Here is a 17,910-nt window from a genome sequence, read left to right as displayed (position 1 = left end):
TTCCGGGCGCGCGCGCCATGGGGGCGATGGCACTGGCCGGTGCGTTGTGTCTGCCGGGCCTCACTTTCGCGCAGACACAGACGCTTAACGTTGCGCTGGCCGCCGACATCCGCTCGACGGACCCCGGCGTGAATCGTGACGATATGACCGACGCCGTGGTGTTGCATGTGGTCGAAGGGCTGGTCGGCTATCGCGAAAACGGCACCGTTGCGCCATTGCTGGCCGAGTCGGTCGATGTTTCCAAAGACGGCATGACGTACACGTTCAAGCTGCGTCGCGATGTGCACTTCCACAACGGTGCCGCGCTGACCTCTGCCGATGTGCTCTGGAGTTGGCAGCGCTACACGAATCCGAAGACTGGCTGGGCGTGTCTGGACGAGTTCGACGGCCGCAAGGGCTTGAAGGTCACGAAGGTCAGCGCGCCGGACGCTTACACCGTCGTGATGCAACTCAATCGTCCCGCGAGTCTGTTCCTCGATACGCTGGCGCGCACGTACTGCGGCATGACGGCGGTTATCAACAAAGCCTCGGTGAAGCCCGACGGGACGTGGGACAAACCCATCGGCACCGGGCCGTTCAAGCTAACGGAATGGAAGCGCGGCGAGTACGTGCTGATGTCCGCGTACACCGGCTACAAGTCGCCAGCGGGCAATCGCCCTGACGGCTATGTCGGCGCGAAGGCACCGCTGGTCGATACGTTGAAATTCGCCATCGTGCCCGATACCGCAAGCGCCAAGGCTGGGCTGCAATCCGGGGCATTGTCGGTCGCGCGCGTGGCCCCTTCGGATGTGGTGGAGCTTCAGGCCGACAAGCGGCTGAAGATCATCGTCGGTCAGTTGGCGTCGAAGAACGCGCTGTTGATTCAAACGCGCGATCCGGTGGTCGGCAATCAAAAGCTGCGTCAGGCGATCGCCGCCTCGCTCGATATTCCGCAGATCGCCGAGGCGATTTCAGAAGGCCATGGCGGGCCGAATTCGTCGGCGGTGCCGACGACGTCGTCGTACTACGACGCGACGCAGAAGAAGGGCTACACCTACGATCCGGTGCTGGCCAAACGTCTGCTGAAAGAGGCGGGGTACAAGGGCCAGAAGATCGTGATCTTCGCTAACAAGCGCGTGAACGTGCCGAGCTACACGATTGCGGTGATCGCGCAGGCGATGATGCAAGCCGTGGGGATCAACGCGGTGATCGAAGTGCTGGAGTGGACGACGCAGCTCGACCGCTATTACAGCGGCGCGTATCAGATCAGCTCGTTCTCGTATTCGTCGCGTATCGACCCGGCGCTGAGTTATGAGCAGTTCTCGGGCGACAAGACGAAGCAGCCGCAGAAGGTTTGGGACGATCCGCGCGCGCTGGCGTTGATCGATCAGAGCCGCGAGGAAGCCGACCCGGTCAAGCGACAGGCGATGTTCGATCAACTGCACACGATGATGCTCGATCAGGTGCCGCTGATTCTGCTGAGCAACGGGATGGAGCCTTGGGCGGTGGGCCGCAAGGTGGAAGGTTTCTCGGCTTGGGAAGGCAAGCCGCGCCTGTGGCAGACGCGACTCGCGAAATAAAAAAGGGCGACGGCCCGGCTTGCGCGTTTGGCGGTACCCCCCGCCGTTGCCGGGCCGTCGCTTGAGGAAAACGTCAGTGAGACGTCTGAGACATGGTTAGCGCGATCAGAAGCGGTGCTGGATACCGGCGGTCACACCGACCTGGTTATCGGCCGCACCGGTCAGGTCACGCGACAGGCTGACCTTCTGACCGTGCTTCGCAAACGCGTAGCCGCCCGAGAGGTACAGCGAGGTGCGCTTGGACATGGCGTATTGCGCGCGCAGCGAGATCAACGTCGGATCGGCGTCGCCAGCGTCCTTGATGTCCTGATGGTAGATCGCGGCATACAGCGTGAACGCCGGAGTGAAGTCGTACGAGCCGCCCAGCCAGTACATATCGCTGCGCAGCGACGCGGTGCCTGCCGTGATGAACGTCTTCTTGTAGTTCCGATACCCGGCCATGATCTTCGCGGGGCCGAAGCTGTAGCTCGCGCCTGCGTGAATGCCCTGAATGTAATCGGTCGTGTCCGCAGGGCTGGCGCTCGTGCCTGCGCCGTTCTGACGGTCGTACGTGGCCACCACGGCGAACGGGCCGTTTTCGTAGCCGATGCCGAAGTCGTACTTCGAGCTCGTCTTCATGCTGCCCGGCACGTTGCCGAAGCCGTACATGGCGCCGAGCTTCAGGCCGTTGAATTCGCCGTCGTAGCGAACGGCGTTGGCCGAGCGCGAGAACAGACCGTCTTTACGACCGCCCGTGGCCGTCGAGCTGGTGGCCCACGAGTAGTTCGGCGCATAACCCATCGGGTCGAACTGAAGCATGAAGTCGTACGTGGTGGTGAACGTACGGCCGAGTGTCACTTGTCCCCACTTCTTGTGCGCGAGGCCGACCGTGGCGCGGCGATCGAAGATGGCGCCGGGGCCGTCGTCGAACTGGCCGTTGGCCACGTTGATACCGCTCTCCAACTGGAACACGGCCTTCAAATCGTTGCCGAGGTCTTCCGAGCCCTTGAAGCCGAAGCGCGACGTGTTCTTGCCGCCTGAAATGGCACGCGCTGCGCCGCCGTTATCGCTCGCGTGGTTCACGTATTCCACACCGGCGTCGACGATCCCGTAAATCGTCACGTTCGATTGCGCATGCGCCTGGCCGGCCAGCGCCGCGCCCAGCACGCCGAGTGCCGTCGTCGCGGCCAGACCGATACTGCTTCGTTTCATTGTTGTCTCCTCTTTCTTCTGTTTCTCTTGGTGTTGCGCGGGAGAGCGCCCGCGCGTCGCTTGGGGTGAGCTCGAAGCGGCCTTACGTTGAATTAGGCGTTGGATTGCGCGAACGCCCAGCAGTCGTTCGCGGGGAATTCGACCCAGTGATGGCCAGGGTCACGCGGCACATGGCCGAACGCACGGAAGCGCAGCGCGCCGCAATGGAACAGGTATTCCCAGCGGTCGCCCAGATACATCGACGTGATGAGTTGCGCGCCCACGCGGTTGTGACCGGGGCCGTCGGCGACTTGCACGCGCTCCAGACGAATCACGGCTTGTGCGTTCTGCCCCGGTGCCAGCGTGTCGCGGGCGCGCGCCTGCAATGCAAAGCCGTCGCCTGCGAGCGTGACGAATTCGCCGTCGATGGCGCTCACGGTCGCGTCGATGCGGTTGTTGCTGCCCATGAATTCCGCCGTGTAGAGCGAACGCGGCGAGCCGTACAGTTCGGCAGGTGTGCCTTCTTGTTCGATACGGCCGTTGCGCAGCAGCAGAATGCGATCGGACATCGCCATGGCTTCGGTCTGATCGTGGGTCACACACAGGGCCGAGAGCCCCAGCGAGACGATCAGTTCACGCAGCCACGCGCGGGCTTCTTCGCGCAGCTTGGCGTCCAGATTCGAGAGCGGCTCGTCGAGCAGAATGACCGGCGGGTTGTAGACGAGTGCGCGAGCAATAGCGACACGCTGTTGCTGACCGCCGGACAACTGGAACGGGAAGCGCTCGGCGAGATGGCCGAGACCGAGCTGGTCGAGCGCGCTCTGTACACGCTCACGCCGCTCGGCGGCCCCCACTTTGCGCAGCTTCAGGCCGTAGCCGACGTTGTCGGCTACGGTGCGATGCGGCCACAACGCGTACGACTGGAATACGAGACCCAGCGAGCGTTGTTCGACGGGACAATCGACGCCTTTGTCGCCATCGAAGAAGACTTGATCGTCGAGGGCGATGCGGCCCTCCGACGGTTGTTCGAGACCGGCCACGGCGCGCAAGAGCGTGGTTTTGCCGCTGCCCGATGCACCGAGCAGACAGACGACTTCACCGGCTTTGAGTTCGAAAGACACACCCTTGAGGATTGGGTTGGTGCCGTAGCTCAGAAAGAGGTTGTCGACGACGAGCTTATCCATGCAATTTGACTCCGAAGCGCAACGCCACGCCCAGACCGGCGCCGACCATCGCGATGTTGATGACAGAGAGCGCGGCCACCTGATCGACCGCACCGGTCGCCCACAGCGACACCAGCAGCGAACCGATCACTTCGGTACCCGGCGAGAGCAGGTACACAGCGGTGGAATATTCGCGCTCGAAGATCATGAAAATGAGCAGCCATGCGGCGAGCAGACCGAAGCGCACGAGCGGCAGGGTCACGTCGAGGCTTACGCGGCTGCGGGTGCCGCCCACGCTGCGGCCAGCTTCTTCCAGCTCGGGGCCGACTTGCAGCAACGCGCTCTGGATGAGTCGCATGCCGTAGGCGAGCCACACCACCGTGTAGGCCACCCAGATGCTCCACATCGAGTTCTTGAGTTCCTTCAAGCCCGGCACGAACAGGAAGATCCACAGGAACGCGAGACCGGCCAGCAGACCCGGCACGGCGCGCGGCAGCAGCACGAGGTAGTCGAGCAGCTTGGCGGCCCAGTCGTTGCGGCGATGCCCGGCGAAAGCGACGAGCGAGTAGAAGCCCACCGCCATCGCGCCGCCGATCACACCGATACCGAGCGTGTTGAGAATGGCGCGCACCAGGTTGTCTTGCTCGAACAGCTCTTCGAAGTTGGCGAGCGTGAGCACTTCGCCAAGGGCCACGCCTTCGCCCCAGTGCGTGACGAACGAGCGCAGCACGATGCCCGAGATCGGCACGATCACCGTCACGAGCAGCCACGCGACGACGATGCCCAATGCAATCCAGCGCCACACGCCGAGTGGCAGCACAGTCTGGCGACCGGCCTTGCCCTTGACCGTGACGAACTTGTTCGCGCGCTTGAGCAGGTGGCGTTGCAACAGCACCAGCGGGAACGTGATCGCGACGATGCACATCGCGACCGCTGCCATCAGGTGATACGACGGCACGCCGAGCTTGTTGGTGAGTTTGTACAGATAGGTGGCCAGCACGAGGTGGCCTTCGGGGTCGCCCAGCACGAGGGGCAGGCCGAACACTTCGAAGCCGAGGAAGAACACCAGCACGCCTGCGAACAGCAGGGCGGGCATGGTCATCGGCAGGCTCACGTCGAGTGCGACGCGGAACGGACGCGCACCGGCAACGCGGGCGGCTTCTTCCACATCTGAGCCGAGGTTACGCAGCGCAGCCGACGAATACAGATAGACGTGGGGCACGTGCGTCAGGCCCACGATCACGGTGATGGCGAAGATCGAGTAGACCGACCACGGTGCTTCAATGCCCGTGAGTTCGCGGAACCACACCGAGTAAAAGCCCACCGGGCCCGCGGCCACGACGTAGCCGAACGCGAGCACCATCGGCGAGACGAACACCGGCGTGAGCAGCAGCGGTTCGAGCCAACGGCGGCCCGGCAGGTCGGTGCGCACCATCAGAAACGCGAGAATGCCGCCGAGCGGGATCGAGATGAACAACATCCCGAACGCGATGATGAAAGAGTTCTTTACCGCCGACCAGAAGTCGGGGTCGGTGAAGATGAAGCGATAGCCGTCGATACCGAACGTGCGGCTCGCATCGAAGAACGGCGCCGAGAGCAGGCTCTGCACGACGATGAACGACAGCGGCAGCAGCACGGCAATCGTGAGCACGGCGATGACGAGCCAGCGCGAGGTCGCCGCGAGGGCGCGCCATGGCGACGCGACGAGGTGCGGCACGCCGGTGCGCGAACGCGGGGACGGCACCGCAGAGCGGGTGTCGGTGGTGGACGACAGCATGAAGGTCTCCCTGCGCCACGCAGGGCGCATATCAGGAATTAGGGGGAACAGTCCCTAGGGGAGAGGCGGGCCACGTGCGCGGCCCGCCGGCATTACTGGTGCATCAGGGGTGCATCAGAACGAGTGCGCAGAGTCGATCAACGCTTGATCGACTGCTGCCAGCGCTTCAGGAATTCGAGGCGCTTCGATTGATCGAGATAGACGAGCAGGCCTGCACCGATCGGAATCGGCTTGAGCGCGGCGCCCAGCTGTTGCGTGAGGTTCGCCATCGAGGTCTCGCCATCGACGTCGGCACGAATCGAGAACAGGTTGGCTTGGTTGGCGAGCAGCGTCTGGCCGCGCTTCGAGAGCAGATAGTCGACCCACAGCTTGGCGGCGTTGACGTTCTTCGCCTTCTTCGAGATGGTGACCAGACGACTCACGACTTGCGTGTAATCGCGCGGATAGACGTAGCCGATCGACGGGTCTTTCTTCGCCTTGGCAAACGCGTACGAGCCGAGAATGTTGTAGCCGATCAGGTTCTCGCCCGACGAAATGCGCTCCATCATCGCGCCCGTGCTCGATTGCAGCTTCGGGTTGAGCGCGCCCATCGCACCGACGAGGTCCCACGTCACTTCGGGGTTCACACGGGCGTCTTGCGTGAGGTAGTTGAAACCCACGCCCGACTTTTCGATGTCATAGGTCGTGACCTTGCCCTTGAACTTGGCCGGATCCGACTGCAACAGCTTGATGAGTTCGACGCGCGTTTGCGGCACTTGGTCGGCCGGCAGCAGGCGCTTGTTGTAGACGATAGCGAGCGGCTCATAGGTCGTGCCGTAAGCCTGCTTCTGGTACTGCGCCCATTGGGGGATGTGTGTCGACTCAGGCGACTCGTAGCTCGCCATCGTGCCGTCGTTCACCAGCTTGACCTGAAGGTCCATGGCCGAGCTCCAGAGCACGTCGGCGCTGGTGCTGTTGGCGGCATATTCGCTGATGTAGCGGTTGTACAGCTCGGTGCTGTTCATGTCGTTGTACTCGACCTTCACACCGTAGAGCGCCTCGAAGTCCTTGATGAGCGGGCGCACGAGGGCCGTGTCGGTCACCGAGTACACGATCAGCTTGCCTTCTTTCTTCGCACCGTCGATGGTGGCCTGATAGTTCGCCGGGTAACCGGCAGGCACTTGGGCGTGAGCGGCGGGCAGGCAGCTCGCGAAGAGCGCAGCGGCGGCCACGCAGGCGCCGAGCATTGGCGTTTGCTTCATGTCTTCCTCCAGAGACCCCTTGAACGGGGTTTGTCGTTTTCGCGTGGCGCATGGTAATTTGCCGAAACTTTCAATTCGCTTTCGATTTCGTGTCGAATCCGGCCCATGAGCGGTTTTTGGGGTCATGGATTTCCCTAGGGTGTGGTCCAGTTTCATGCGTATCCTGCTTGTCGAAGACAATCCGAGTCTGGCCAAATCGCTCACCGAAGCGCTGACGCAGGCGCATTTCGCCGTCGATTGCATGCACGATGGCGAAGCCGCCGATCACGTGCTGCGCACGCAGGAATACTCGCTCGTGATTCTCGATCTGGGCCTGCCGCGTCTCGATGGGCTCGAGCTGCTGCGCCGGCTGCGTCAGCGGCGCAACATGGTGCCGGTGATGATTCTCACCGCGCACGGCTCGCTCGAAGACCGCGTGAAGGGACTCAATCTCGGCGCGGACGATTACCTGTCGAAGCCGTTCGAACTCGATGAACTCGAGGCGCGTGCGCGAGCGCTGATTCGCCGTTCGCAGCGCCATGAGAGCGCCGATGTGGCTTGTGGGCCGTTGGTGTTCGACGGCGTCGAGCGCAGCTTCCGGCTTGATGGCGAACTGCTGGCGCTGACCAAGCGCGAGCGTGCCGTGCTCGAAGTGTTGATCCTGCGTGCGGGCCGGGCGATCAATAAAGAGGCACTCTCGGAGAAGCTCTTCGGTATCGATGAGTCGGTGAACCCGGACGCCATCGAAATTTACGTCTACCGCCTGCGCAAGAAGCTCGAAGGCAGCGGTGTCGCCATCGTCACGCTGCGCGGGCTCGGTTATCTGCTCGAAGCCAAGCCTGACGTTTCGCCCTCGCTGCCGACAGCCCGTTAGTCGCGCGCTTATCTTTTCCTTCCCGATGCCGCAACCGAATCTTCGCCGCCAACTGGCGCTATGGCTGCTGTTCCCGCTGCTCGGGCTGCTGGCACTCGACACGTGGCTCACGTATCAGCGTGCGATGAGCGCGGCCAATTCGGCGTTCGACCGCTCGCTCGAATTCTCGATCAAATCGATTCGAGAGGGCACGCAACTCATCGATGGCGAAGTGCAGGTGAATCTGCCGTATCTCGCGCTGGAGATGTTCGAGTCGGATCGCGGCGGCAAGATCTATTACGTGATTCGCGAAGACGGCAAGCGCGCGGTGACGGGCTATCACGACTTGCCGCTACCGCCGCCGGACGTCACGCCGGAGCCATACCACTCGGTGTTTTACGACGCGGCCTATCGCGGTGAATCGTTACGCATGGGGGCGTTGCGGCTGCCCGTGCACGACGTGCCGAACGCGAAAACGCGCGTGGTCTGGATTGTGGTGGGTGAGACCACGGAGTCGCGTCATGAGCTTGCGCGTCAGATTCTTACCGGGGCGTTGCAACAGGAAGTGTTGCTTGTCGTGCTGGCGTTGGCCATCGTTTGGCTGGGCGTGACGCGCGGCCTGCGCCCGCTCAACCGGCTCTCGGCGAAGGTGGCGGCGCGTAGCGAAGACGACACGACGCCGCTCGATAACGTCGACTTGCCGACGGAAGTCGAGCCGCTGGTGGAGTCGATCAATCAGTACGTGGGGCGCGTCGGACGCATGCAGGCGTCGCGCCAGCGCTTCTTTGCCGACGCGGCACATCAATTGAAGACACCGCTCGCCATCATTCAAGCGGAGTCGGAACTGACGTTGCGCGAGACGTTGAGCGCGAGCGCGCGCGAGCGCGTCGAGCGTCTGAATTCGGCGGTGAAGCAGGCGGCGAAGAGCGTTCGGCAGTTGTTGTCGCTCTCGCGGCTTGAGGCCGATGTGGGCGCGCCCGCAGCGAAAGTACCGCTGCGTCTCGACGAGGTCGCGCGCAGCACCACGTTGGATTGGTCGCCTGTGGCGCGTTCGCGCGGCATCGATCTCGGTTTCGAGAACGACGGCCCGGTCGATCTGCTGGGGCAGCGTGAGTTGCTGGCCGAAATGTGCGGCAACCTGATCGATAACGCCATTCGTTACGCCGGTGACGGTGCGGTGATCACCGTACGTGTCGGTGTCGAGGCGGGGGCAGCGGTGCTGCAAGTCGTCGATAACGGACCCGGCATTCCCGCGCACGAGCGTGACGCGGTGTTCCAGCGGTTCTATCGCAGCGAAAGCACCGGGCAAGCGGTAGACGGTTCGGGGCTTGGGCTGGCCATCGTGCGGGAGATCGCGCGCATGCACCGGGCGGACGTCACGTTAGCCGATGCCCCCGGCGGCGGGCTGGCCGTCACGGTGCGGTTTCCCGAGGTAGAGGCCCAATCAGCTGGGGTGTAGAAGGAATTTCCTGGAATCGTCAATTTTTAGGAATAAATTGGCTGACATTGGGAAATTGGCGAGTGATTTTGCAAGCCTTTTCCCGGTTGTGACGCGTACGATCGATGCACATTTTTGCAGGGAACCGATCATGCGCGAAAAAGAACAACTTCACTACTTCGACTACGCTGCGACCACCCCGGCCGATGCGGCGGTCATTGCCGCGATGGCAGATTGCCTTGGCGTGGACGGCGTGTTCGGCAACCCGGCGTCGAGCTCGCACGCGGCGGGCACCAGCGCCCGGCGTCTCGTAGAGCGCTCGCGTGCGCAAGTGGCAGCGCTGATCGGTGCTGACGCTGCCGAGATCATCTGGACGTCAGGCGCTACCGAATCGAACAATCTCGCGCTCAAAGGCTTTGCCGAGCTGGCACAAGCGCGCCCGCACCTCGTCACCAGCGTGATGGAGCACAAGGCCATTCTCGACACGATGGCGTATCTGGAGAAGGGCGGTGTTCCGGTGACGTACGTGACACCGTCGGCCACCGGAGAAATCACGGCGGAGGCCGTCGCTGCGGCATTGCGTCCGGACACCGGGCTGGTGTCGCTGATGCTCGTCAATAACGAACTCGGTACGTTGACCGACGTGGCTGCCATCTCGAAGGTGGTGCACGATGCCGGGGCGCTGTTGCACGTGGATGCTGCGCAGGCGCTCGGCAAGACGCCCATCGATGTGAAGGCCATGGGTATCGACATGTTGTCGATGTCTGCACACAAGGTGTACGGGCCGAAGGGGATCGGTGCCTTGTACGTCAACAAGGACGTGATGTCGCGCATTGCGCCGCAGATCCATGGGGGCGGTCATGAGCGCGGCTTGCGCTCGGGCACGCTGGCGACGCATCAGATCGTTGGCATCGGCACTGCCTGCGAGCTGGCAATGCGGGGCATGACGGTCGATAACGAACGCATTGCGAAGTTGAGCCGACGCTTGCTCGACGGCGTGCTGCCGCTGGGCAATGTGACCCATAACGCCGCGAGCGCGCGTCGCATCCCGCATACGCTGAGCCTGACGGTGAACCACTCGGGGTTCTTCACGTTCATGCTCAATACCAATCTGGCGGTCTCGTCGACGTCGGCTTGCAACTCGGCATCGGGACAGCCGTCGCACGTGTTGAGCTCGATCGGCTTGGATGGCGAAGCCGCAAGCCGCACGGTGCGCGTGAGTCTTGGACGCTTTACGGACGAAGCGTCGGTCGACTTCGCTATCGCCTGTTTCGAGCGCGCGCTTTGTCAGTGCCGCGCGTTGGCGGCTTAAAGCGAAGGCGGTAGGTTGGCCGCCTGTATCAGCCACTCGCGAAACGCGGCCAGCCTCGGCAAGGTGGCGCACTCGGCGCGATAGACGACGTAGTACGCAAGCGGGGACGAGCAATCGACGTCGGGAAAAAGCCGGACGAGCCGTTGCGCGGCGAGATCGTCGCGCACCAGCACGCTGCGAGCTAGTGCGATGCCGTGGCCGTCGATAGCCGCTTGCAGCACCGCTGCGGAGTTGTTGATTTTCAAACCACTGCGAGCGGGCACGCCTGACACCCCCGCGCGTGCTAGCCAGGAAGGCCACGTCACGAAGCCCGCGTCTTTGTCCACCGAAAGGTCGTGAATCAACGGCATGCCGCGCAGATCTGCCGGGTGTTGTAACGCCGGATGCTCGCGAAGCCAAGATGGCGCGCACACCGGAAACACCTCTTCATCCATCAATTTCTCGGCCATCAGTCCGGGCCAGTGCCCCTGACCGTAACGCACACCGATATCGATACCTTGCGCGACAAAGTCGGCCAGCTTGAGGCTCGTGTCGAGCCGCACATCGGTATCGGGCCAGGCGCTCTGGAAGCCATCGATGCGCGGCAACAACCATTTCGCTGCGAAGGCGGGACTCACCGTCACGGTCAGCACACCCACCGCCGATCCCTCACGCAGTTTCGCAAAACCCAGATTGAGCCGATCAAAGCCGTCGCGAATGTCGGGTAACGCCCGCTGCGCCGCTTGTGTCGGTACGAGCCGTGCGCGCCCGGCGCTGCTGCGCTCGAAGAGCGGCACCCCAAGCCACCCCTCGAGACTGCGCACCATCTGACCTACCGCAGCGGGCGTCACGTTCAACTCGACAGCGGCCGTAGAAAAACTTTGATGCCGTGCGCTGGCTTCGAACGCTCGCAACGCATTGAGGAAGACCGGTGCTTTCATGATGGAAAGATTTTCTTTTAGTGCGACGCAGAATAACTGATTTGTGAAGACCCCGGCGGACGCCAACAATAGCTATGTCAAACGGCGTGTTTATTCAGATAACCGGCAGATATTCTGGAGTCAGCAAAATGAAAAGTTTTTCTTCCAAGGTGGCGATTGTTACGGGCGGCGGTTCGGGAATCGGCAAAGCAGTGGCGACGCGGCTGGTGGCTGCGGGTGCGAAGGTGGTGATCGGCGGGCGTGACGAGGCGAAGCTCGCCGCCGCTGCCGCGCAAATCGACGCAACCGGCGCGAACGTGCGCTATCTCGCGGGGGATATCGCGAAGCCCGCGACTGCCATCGCACTGGTCGAACTGGCGACGTCGGCATTCGGTGGCGTCGACATTCTTGTGAACAATGCCGGGGTGTTTCGTCCCAAGGCATTTCTTGAGTTGAGCGAGGCCGAATACGACGGTTTCCTCGACATCATCCTCAAAGGTAAGTTCTTCATGGCGCAGGCCGCCGCCAAGGCCATGACGCAACGTGGCGGCGGTGCCATCGTGCAGACGGGGTCGTTGTGGGCCTTGCAAGCCATCGGCGCGACGCCTTCGTCCGCCTACTCGGCGGCGAATGCAGGGGTGCACGCACTCACGCGCAATCTGGCGATCGAACTCGCGCCGCTCAGCATTCGCATCAACACGGTGGCACCTGCTGTGGTCGAGACGCCGGTCTACAACACGTTCATGAGCGACGACGAGGTGAAAACCACGTTGCCTGCCTTCAATGCATTTCATCCGCTGGGTCGTAACGGGCAGCCACGCGATGTTGCCGAGGCGATTTTGTTTCTCGCTTCTGATGCCGCGTCGTGGATTACCGGCACGGTGCTGCCGGTCGATGGCGGTGTGATGGCTGGACGTCAGGCGTGAGCGGAAGGGAAGGGGGAGGGTGAGTGTGGAGCGGCGCAAGTTGATCTCTCGCAAGTTGACGAATATTCAACGCACGTCGCCCTGACGGGTCAAAGTCACCGTCCTGTATTATGCTTTGAACCACTTGCAAATCTATTCTCTCCCTCTCCCCACCCACCTTGATGTTTGGAGGTATGTATGAGCAAAGAGAAAGAACGTCTGGACACCGGTTCGACAACCGGTGCAGGCGCCCCGGCGGCGAGCGATCGCAATACGCTATCGGTCGGCGCAGACGGTCCGCTGCTGCTCCATGACGTTCACTTCATCGAACAAATGGCGCATTTCAACCGTGAGAAGGTGCCCGAGCGCCAGCCTCACGCGAAAGGCGCAGGCGCCTTCGGTGTCTTCGAAACTTCGGAGGATGTGAGTCGTTACACGAAGGCCTCGTTGTTCAAGAAAGGCGCGAAAACCGAGATGCTCGCGCGTTTTTCCACCGTCGCGGGCGAAGCCGGTAGCCCCGATACCTGGCGCGATGTGCGCGGGTTCTCTCTCAAGTTCTATACCGACGAAGGTAACTACGATCTCGTCGGCAACAACACCCCGATCTTCTTTGTCCGCGATCCGATGAAGTTTCCGCACTTCATTCGCAGTCAAAAGCGTCTGCCCGACTCGGGCCTGCGCGACAACCACATGCAATGGGACTTCTGGACGAACAATCCGGAGTCGGCGCATCAGGTCACGTATCTGATGGGCGATCGTGGCTTGCCGCGCACCTGGCGACATATGAATGGGTATGGTTCGCATACCTACATGTGGGTGAATGCCAGCGGTGAGAAATTCTGGGTGAAGTATCACTTCCATACCGAACAAGGGATGGAGTTCTTCACGAATGCCGAAGCGGCGACGATGTCCGGGCAGGACGCGGACTATCACCGTCGCGATCTGTTCGATGCCATCGTGCGCGGCGAACATCCGAGCTGGATCATGTCGGTGCAGGTCATGCCGTATGCCGACGCCAAGAAATACCGCTTCAACCCGTTCGATCTCACGAAGACGTGGTCGCATAAGGACTATCCGCTGATCAAGGTGGGCAAGATGACGCTCAACCGAAATCCGGAGAATTTCTTCGCGCAGATCGAGCAGGCAGCATTCTCGCCGGGCAACACGGTGCCGGGCATCGGCCTGTCGCCCGACAAAATGCTGCTGGGCCGTGCGTTCGCATACAACGACGCGCAACGCAATCGCATCGGTACCAACTTCCATCAACTGCCGGTCAATCGCCCGAAGGTGCCGGTGCAGTCGTATATGTTCGACGGGCATATGGCCTTCGAGCATAGCGGCAACGCACCGACGTATGTACCGAACAGCGGTGGACGTCCGTATGCCGATCAGACCGGTAAGGCGGAAGACGGCTGGGAGTCGGATGGCGATATGGTGCGCAACGCCTACACCTTGCATAAGGAAGACGACGATTTCTCGCAGCCGGGGAATCTCGTGCGCAATGTGTTTGACGATGCGGCGCGTGCCCGTTTGGTTGAAACCGTGTCGGGCGCCTTGCTGGCGGGTGTTCACAGTCCGGTGCTGGAGCGCGCGTTCGACTATTGGAAGCAGATCGATGCCGACGTCGGTGCGCGCATCGAAAAGGCAGTGAAGAGCGCCAAGAAATAGTCAGCGTTGATGTGATAGCGGTAAGCGCCTCGGCGGCATCGAGGCGACGACGGCGGGTGACGATGCATGGCATCGTGCCCGCCGTTTTTATTGGCGTCAGTGTTTGATGCAGGTGCAAGTTGTGTTTTTCGCATCCAATGCCGCGATGCCTTCGAGGATGTCTTTGCCGGTCGGTGTGGTGCGCAGCATGTCGATAGTTGCGGCGCTCATTTTCTCGACAATCCCCTCGACCGTCATACCGGCTTCGCGAATAGCGCGCTCGGGGTCGTACTCGCCCATGACGCGCAGCACGTCGGTTGCCCGCGCCCCGAAGACGGCGTCGATGATGGCTGGCGATTCAAACAACATGATTTCAAGGGTTGGTGCGGCCATGCGTACCTCGTACCGACGTGACGCAGCAACCAGCGACATCATGGACTCCGCACTGCCCAACTGGTCATCGACCCAGGCGGGATCGACGGTATAGGCATTGCGAATGATGAAGATGGGTTCCGGATGCCGCGTCGGTAGGCTGCTGGCAAGCGGGACCGTATCCCACACGTCGTGACTTACGAAGAATCGCGAAGACGTTCGGATATCACTGGGCAGCCAGGTTTGTAGCAATTTGAAACCACTCTTTGACGGACAGACAATGTTGCGCTTCATATGGAGTCCTCGTCATTCTTAGATGGGTTGTAATGTTTGGCGTGTTCTATGCAGGCCTCATATTTCGTTCGCAACAGGTGTACGAAATCTCGCCGGTGGATGCAGTGCGCGATTTCTTTACCCGTCCAACACAGGATGGTTTGCGGCTTGGTGAAATTCACCATCGTGATCGCCGCATCGGTGTAGCCGCCGCTGGAGAACATGCAGCCAATCAGATTCGATGGGCGTCGAGCCAGTTGACTACGTAGCTTCGCGATAGACGTGAAATCGATGCGTCGTTTTTGCCGACAGCTTTGCTTTGAGAGGTCTTTGCATTCGATCATGGCGCTAATGCCCTCGACGTACACCACGCCGTCAATCTGTTCAGCGTTCGGCGTGTCCAGCACATCGACGCTATACGGCCACCGTACCTGCGCCCCACTCAACTCAAACCCCTTGAGCACGAGATATTCCAGCGCCTTGCCCGGATCCCAACCGGGTGTCGCGCATGTCATCACGGCGTCCCATAGTTGCGTGACGTCGAGCCAGTCGTAACGGCTCACCCGATCGATGTATTGCGTGTCTGCTGTCATGCCAATCTCCAACGAACTGTTGGCGATTCTAGGGGCGCTTGCGCCGCGAAAACGCGGCAACGCCGATATATCGGAAACTCCTGATGGGCTATGGCATTTCGGCACAAGAAACAGGGTGCGAATGTCACGCATTGTGAGTGCCCTCGCTTCCTGATAGCATGTCGGCAGCTGCAACGGAGATGGCATACCTCCGGCGTGCTTCAAGTCCATACGCAAACCGCCCTGCAACGGGGCTGATGATGCCTGCAAGATCCTGGCGTGCCGGGAGGTTGCGGGCTATATGCGTGGACGGATTCCGTTTGATTTCCCCCATGTGGTGCTTAGCGACTGACTCGTGTCCTTCCGGCGGCGTTCAGGCGATTCGTCAATGGCATCGACAGATTCGATGCATGACCCCTGTGTGTACACACCATGAAGATGTTTGACCGTTCCCCTTTGCGCGAACTCGCCGACGTGCTGCCGCGCGCCGCTCGCGCGAGTGCCGTCGCCGCGCTGGTCGGCGTGATGGCCGGCAGCGCGAGTGCGCTGTTGCTCGTCGCGCTCGAAATCGTCACCGACACGCGACTGCTTCACCCGTGGCTCCTTTGGCTGCTGCCAGTCGCTGGCTTCGCCGTAGGCTGGCTTTACCTGCGACTCGGCGCGAGTGTGGAGGCGGGCAATAACCTGCTGATCGACGAGATTCACGATCCCCGCCGCGTTGTGCCGTTGCGCATGGCACCGTTGGTTTTCGCTGGCACGGTCATCACGCATTTGTTCGGCGGTTCCGCCGGTCGCGAAGGCACCGCTGTGCAAATGGGCGGTGCGCTCGCCGACCAGCTCACGCATGTCTTCCGGCTCTCTGGCGAGCAACGTCGTGTGTTGTTGATGTCGGGGATTGCGGCAGGCTTCGCGTCGGTGTTCGGCACACCGCTAGCGGGTGCCATCTTCGGCCTTGAAGTGCTCGCGATCGGTCGTCTGCGCTACGACGCCCTGTTGCCGTGCCTTGTCGCGGCACTCGTGGGCGACGCAGTGACGCGCGCATGGGGTGTGCATCACACGGCTTACACCATCGCGCCGCATTGGTTCGGTGCGTCGCTGTCGCTGTCCGGGGCGTTGAGTGCCGCCGCCGCTGGCGTGGCGTGTGGTCTTGTCGGCATGGGCTTCGCGCAGGCCACGCATGCGATGTCTGGGTTCATGAAGCGGCGCATTGCCTACGCGCCGTTGCGTCCCGTGGTGGGCGGCGTTGTGGTCGCGGTGGCGGCGATGGCGTTCGGCACCCCGCAGTATCTCGGTCTCGGCATTCCGACGATCGTCGACGCGTTTCACACGACACTGCCTTGGTACGACTTCCTCGGCAAGACGCTTTTCACCGTAGTGACACTGGGCTCGGGATTCAAGGGAGGAGAAGTCACGCCACTGTTCTATATCGGCGCGACGCTCGGCAACGCGCTCTCCCACGTGCTGACGTTGCCTGCGCCGGTACTCGCCGGTATTGGCTTCGTCGCTGTGTTTGCCGGGGCTGCGAATACGCCGATTGCTTCGACGTTGATGGCCATCGAAATCTTCGGCCCGCAGATCGGCGGTTATGCCGCGATTGCTTGTGTATTGGCGTATCTGTGTTCCGGGCACACTGGCATTTACAAGGCGCAACGAGTCGGATACGGCAAACATGGCGTCGTCCCGGAGGGCACGCGTTTGGCCGATTTTCCTGCGTGGCGCGAAGCGCAACGCTCGCGCGCTGAGGTCAACGACGAGTTACCGCCACGGTGACGCGTTGCTTTGAGCGAACGCATCCCACTCGTCTTGCGCGTCGGTGGTGTCCAAAGTGATGTCACCGCGTGCGAGCGCGGCAATCGTTCGCTGAAACGCTGCGGCGTTGCGCATGCCCTGATCTTCGTGATTGGTATTGAAGAGCACGTGCGTGTCGTCGGCTTTGGCCGCGCTGCGCGCAACGCGTGCAGAAATATCGATCAACTCGCTCGCGCTGTATTCATAGACGAATCTTCCCGACGACGCGGTGATGCCGCGCCGATTCCACGCCTCGGCGTTGCGCCCATGCAGACGAACGACGCACAGGTCGTCGCGCGTGGTTGCCCACACGGCAGGTACGGTGTTTTCGAACCCTGTGGGACTGTCGACGATGGTGTGGGCGGCCCCCGTCTCGCGCAGCATGGCGAGTGTCGCCGCCGCACGCGAGGGCGTATCGAACCAACTGCGATGCCGAAATTCGATCGCGTGACGCTCACCGTCGAGGCGTCTGGCCGTGTCGAACACAAGTGCCCGCCCGGCACGATCGTTTTGCACTCGCGGCGAGAACTGGAAGTGGATCGCCGTCAACTGACCGCTTTGACGCAACGGCTCGATCGCTTCGAGATACCGCCGCCATAGCTCGTCGCGCAGTTCGGCGGGGAGATCAGTGGGCGAGTCGCCATGAGCCGTCCCGAGCGCGTCTGCCAAATCGCCGGGCAGCGCACTAACCGGCGTCGTATGGCCGGTGAATGCGCGAAACGCCTTGATGTGAAAGCGGAACGACGGCGGCGTGCGCTGCGTCCACCGCCACGCCATTCCCGCATCGGGCAACCGGTAATAGCTGCTGTCGACCTCGACCAGATCGAACCGCGACGCGTAGTGACGCAGCCGGGCCTCGGGCGTGTCGACGCCCGGCGGGTAGAACCGTCCGCAGGCGATGAGCGTCCGGTCGGTCCAGGACGAGGTGCCGACTCGCAATGTCATGACGCGAAAATCCTGTG

14 protein-coding genes, 1 pseudogene and 1 riboswitch are annotated in these 17,910 nt (G+C 62.0%); of the genes and pseudogenes, 7 read left to right on the top strand and 8 right to left on the bottom strand.

The window, feature by feature from the left end; translation table 11 throughout:
* Positions 1–17 precede the first annotated feature (17 nt).
* Positions 18–1,559: an ABC transporter substrate-binding protein gene (locus tag ACPWR9_RS03415; RefSeq protein ID WP_426296637.1), complete on the top strand. Its 1,542-nt coding sequence runs from the start codon at positions 18–20 to the stop codon at positions 1,557–1,559.
* Positions 1,560–1,664: 105 nt separating this feature from the next.
* Here ACPWR9_RS03415 and ACPWR9_RS03410 read toward each other — a convergent pair whose 3' ends face one another.
* The 4 genes from ACPWR9_RS03410 to ACPWR9_RS03395 form a co-directional block, all read right to left on the bottom strand.
* Positions 1,665–2,750, bottom strand: coding sequence for a porin (locus ACPWR9_RS03410; RefSeq protein ID WP_426296460.1), 1,086 nt, complete (start codon positions 2,748–2,750; stop codon positions 1,665–1,667).
* A 92-nt stretch (positions 2,751–2,842) separates the two neighbouring features.
* Positions 2,843–3,913: an ABC transporter ATP-binding protein gene (locus tag ACPWR9_RS03405; RefSeq protein ID WP_426296461.1), complete on the bottom strand. Its 1,071-nt coding sequence runs from the start codon at positions 3,911–3,913 to the stop codon at positions 2,843–2,845.
* Entirely contained in the window at positions 3,906–5,669 is a 1,764-nt protein-coding gene (locus ACPWR9_RS03400) for an ABC transporter permease (protein ID WP_426296462.1), read from the bottom strand. Before ACPWR9_RS03400 ends, ACPWR9_RS03405 begins: the two co-directional genes overlap by 8 nt.
* Positions 5,670–5,806: 137 nt before the next feature.
* Positions 5,807–6,895: an ABC transporter substrate-binding protein gene (locus ACPWR9_RS03395; protein ID WP_426296638.1), complete on the bottom strand. Its 1,089-nt coding sequence runs from the start codon at positions 6,893–6,895 to the stop codon at positions 5,807–5,809.
* A gap of 169 nt (positions 6,896–7,064) precedes the next feature.
* Between ACPWR9_RS03395 and ACPWR9_RS03390 the strand changes: the two genes are divergently transcribed.
* The 3 genes and pseudogenes from ACPWR9_RS03390 to ACPWR9_RS03380 all read left to right on the top strand — a co-directional run.
* Positions 7,065–7,763 (top strand): response regulator, encoded by a 699-nt coding sequence (locus tag ACPWR9_RS03390; RefSeq protein ID WP_426296463.1) that lies wholly within the window; start codon positions 7,065–7,067, stop codon positions 7,761–7,763.
* 25 nt (positions 7,764–7,788) lie between these two features.
* The gene (locus ACPWR9_RS03385) at positions 7,789–9,201 is read left to right on the top strand and encodes a sensor histidine kinase N-terminal domain-containing protein (protein WP_426296464.1); all 1,413 of its coding nucleotides are present in this window, start codon (positions 7,789–7,791) and stop codon (positions 9,199–9,201) included.
* Positions 9,202–9,331: 130 nt separating this feature from the next.
* A pseudogene (locus ACPWR9_RS03380) lies at positions 9,332–10,489 on the top strand (cysteine desulfurase family protein); the annotation flags it as partial.
* Here ACPWR9_RS03380 and gcvA read toward each other — a convergent pair.
* The gene (gene gcvA / locus ACPWR9_RS03375) at positions 10,489–11,412 is read right to left on the bottom strand and encodes a transcriptional regulator GcvA (RefSeq protein ID WP_426296465.1); all 924 of its coding nucleotides are present in this window, start codon (positions 11,410–11,412) and stop codon (positions 10,489–10,491) included. The pseudogene ACPWR9_RS03380 and the gene gcvA overlap by 1 nt on opposite strands.
* Before the next feature lie 128 nt (positions 11,413–11,540).
* Here gcvA and ACPWR9_RS03370 point away from each other — a divergent pair, with 128 nt between their 5' ends.
* A complete protein-coding gene (locus tag ACPWR9_RS03370; RefSeq protein WP_426296466.1) occupies positions 11,541–12,317 on the top strand; it encodes an SDR family NAD(P)-dependent oxidoreductase in 777 nt (258 codons plus the stop codon).
* Between the two features lie 177 nt (positions 12,318–12,494).
* A complete protein-coding gene (locus tag ACPWR9_RS03365) occupies positions 12,495–13,964 on the top strand; it encodes a catalase (RefSeq protein ID WP_426296467.1) in 1,470 nt (489 codons plus the stop codon).
* Between the two features lie 96 nt (positions 13,965–14,060).
* On the opposite strand, the gene ACPWR9_RS03360 is transcribed toward ACPWR9_RS03365, so the two are convergent.
* Positions 14,061–14,609, bottom strand: coding sequence for a hypothetical protein (locus tag ACPWR9_RS03360; protein ID WP_426296468.1), 549 nt, complete (start codon positions 14,607–14,609; stop codon positions 14,061–14,063).
* Positions 14,606–15,181 carry a hypothetical protein gene (locus ACPWR9_RS03355; RefSeq protein ID WP_426296469.1) on the bottom strand — a complete coding sequence of 192 codons (576 nt, stop codon included), beginning with the start codon at positions 15,179–15,181 and terminating at the stop codon, positions 14,606–14,608. The genes ACPWR9_RS03360 and ACPWR9_RS03355 overlap by 4 nt, the downstream gene beginning before the upstream one ends.
* 166 nt (positions 15,182–15,347) lie before the next feature.
* Positions 15,348–15,434, top strand: a riboswitch (Fluoride riboswitch).
* A gap of 158 nt (positions 15,435–15,592) precedes the next feature.
* On the opposite strand from ACPWR9_RS03355, the gene ACPWR9_RS03350 reads away from it, so the two are divergent.
* Positions 15,593–16,930 (top strand): voltage-gated chloride channel family protein, encoded by a 1,338-nt coding sequence (locus ACPWR9_RS03350; protein WP_426296470.1) that lies wholly within the window; start codon positions 15,593–15,595, stop codon positions 16,928–16,930.
* On the opposite strand, the gene ACPWR9_RS03345 is transcribed toward ACPWR9_RS03350, so the two are convergent.
* A complete protein-coding gene (locus ACPWR9_RS03345) occupies positions 16,916–17,893 on the bottom strand; it encodes a DUF72 domain-containing protein (protein ID WP_426296471.1) in 978 nt (325 codons plus the stop codon). The two genes, ACPWR9_RS03350 and ACPWR9_RS03345, sit on opposite strands and share 15 nt — an antisense overlap.
* Between the last annotated feature and the right edge of the window lie 17 nt (positions 17,894–17,910).

Origin of the sequence: Pandoraea pneumonica (genome assembly GCF_049918595.1) — a bacterium.
In the GTDB taxonomy this organism is placed as follows: Bacteria; Pseudomonadota; Gammaproteobacteria; order Burkholderiales; family Burkholderiaceae; genus Pandoraea; species Pandoraea pneumonica_A.
This window is presented reverse-complemented; position numbering and strand designations above follow the sequence as displayed.

Bases quoted from the DNA above. Each gene is read 5' to 3' on its own strand.
- ACPWR9_RS03415 (WP_426296637.1), top strand. From the start codon at position 18: ATGGGGGCGATGGCACTGGCCGGTGCGTTGTGTCTGCCGGGCCTCACT.
- ACPWR9_RS03410 (WP_426296460.1), bottom strand. From the start codon at position 2,750: ATGAAACGAAGCAGTATCGGTCTGGCCGCGACGACGGCACTCGGCGTG.
- ACPWR9_RS03405 (WP_426296461.1), bottom strand. From the start codon at position 3,913: ATGGATAAGCTCGTCGTCGACAACCTCTTTCTGAGCTACGGCACCAAC.
- ACPWR9_RS03400 (WP_426296462.1), bottom strand. From the start codon at position 5,669: ATGCTGTCGTCCACCACCGACACCCGCTCTGCGGTGCCGTCCCCGCGT.
- ACPWR9_RS03395 (WP_426296638.1), bottom strand. From the start codon at position 6,895: ATGCTCGGCGCCTGCGTGGCCGCCGCTGCGCTCTTCGCGAGCTGCCTG.
- ACPWR9_RS03390 (WP_426296463.1), top strand. From the start codon at position 7,065: ATGCGTATCCTGCTTGTCGAAGACAATCCGAGTCTGGCCAAATCGCTC.
- ACPWR9_RS03385 (WP_426296464.1), top strand. From the start codon at position 7,789: ATGCCGCAACCGAATCTTCGCCGCCAACTGGCGCTATGGCTGCTGTTC.
- gcvA (WP_426296465.1), bottom strand. From the start codon at position 11,412: ATGAAAGCACCGGTCTTCCTCAATGCGTTGCGAGCGTTCGAAGCCAGC.
- ACPWR9_RS03370 (WP_426296466.1), top strand. From the start codon at position 11,541: ATGAAAAGTTTTTCTTCCAAGGTGGCGATTGTTACGGGCGGCGGTTCG.
- ACPWR9_RS03365 (WP_426296467.1), top strand. From the start codon at position 12,495: ATGAGCAAAGAGAAAGAACGTCTGGACACCGGTTCGACAACCGGTGCA.
- ACPWR9_RS03360 (WP_426296468.1), bottom strand. From the start codon at position 14,609: ATGAAGCGCAACATTGTCTGTCCGTCAAAGAGTGGTTTCAAATTGCTA.
- ACPWR9_RS03355 (WP_426296469.1), bottom strand. From the start codon at position 15,181: ATGACAGCAGACACGCAATACATCGATCGGGTGAGCCGTTACGACTGG.
- ACPWR9_RS03350 (WP_426296470.1), top strand. From the start codon at position 15,593: ATGAAGATGTTTGACCGTTCCCCTTTGCGCGAACTCGCCGACGTGCTG.
- ACPWR9_RS03345 (WP_426296471.1), bottom strand. From the start codon at position 17,893: ATGACATTGCGAGTCGGCACCTCGTCCTGGACCGACCGGACGCTCATC.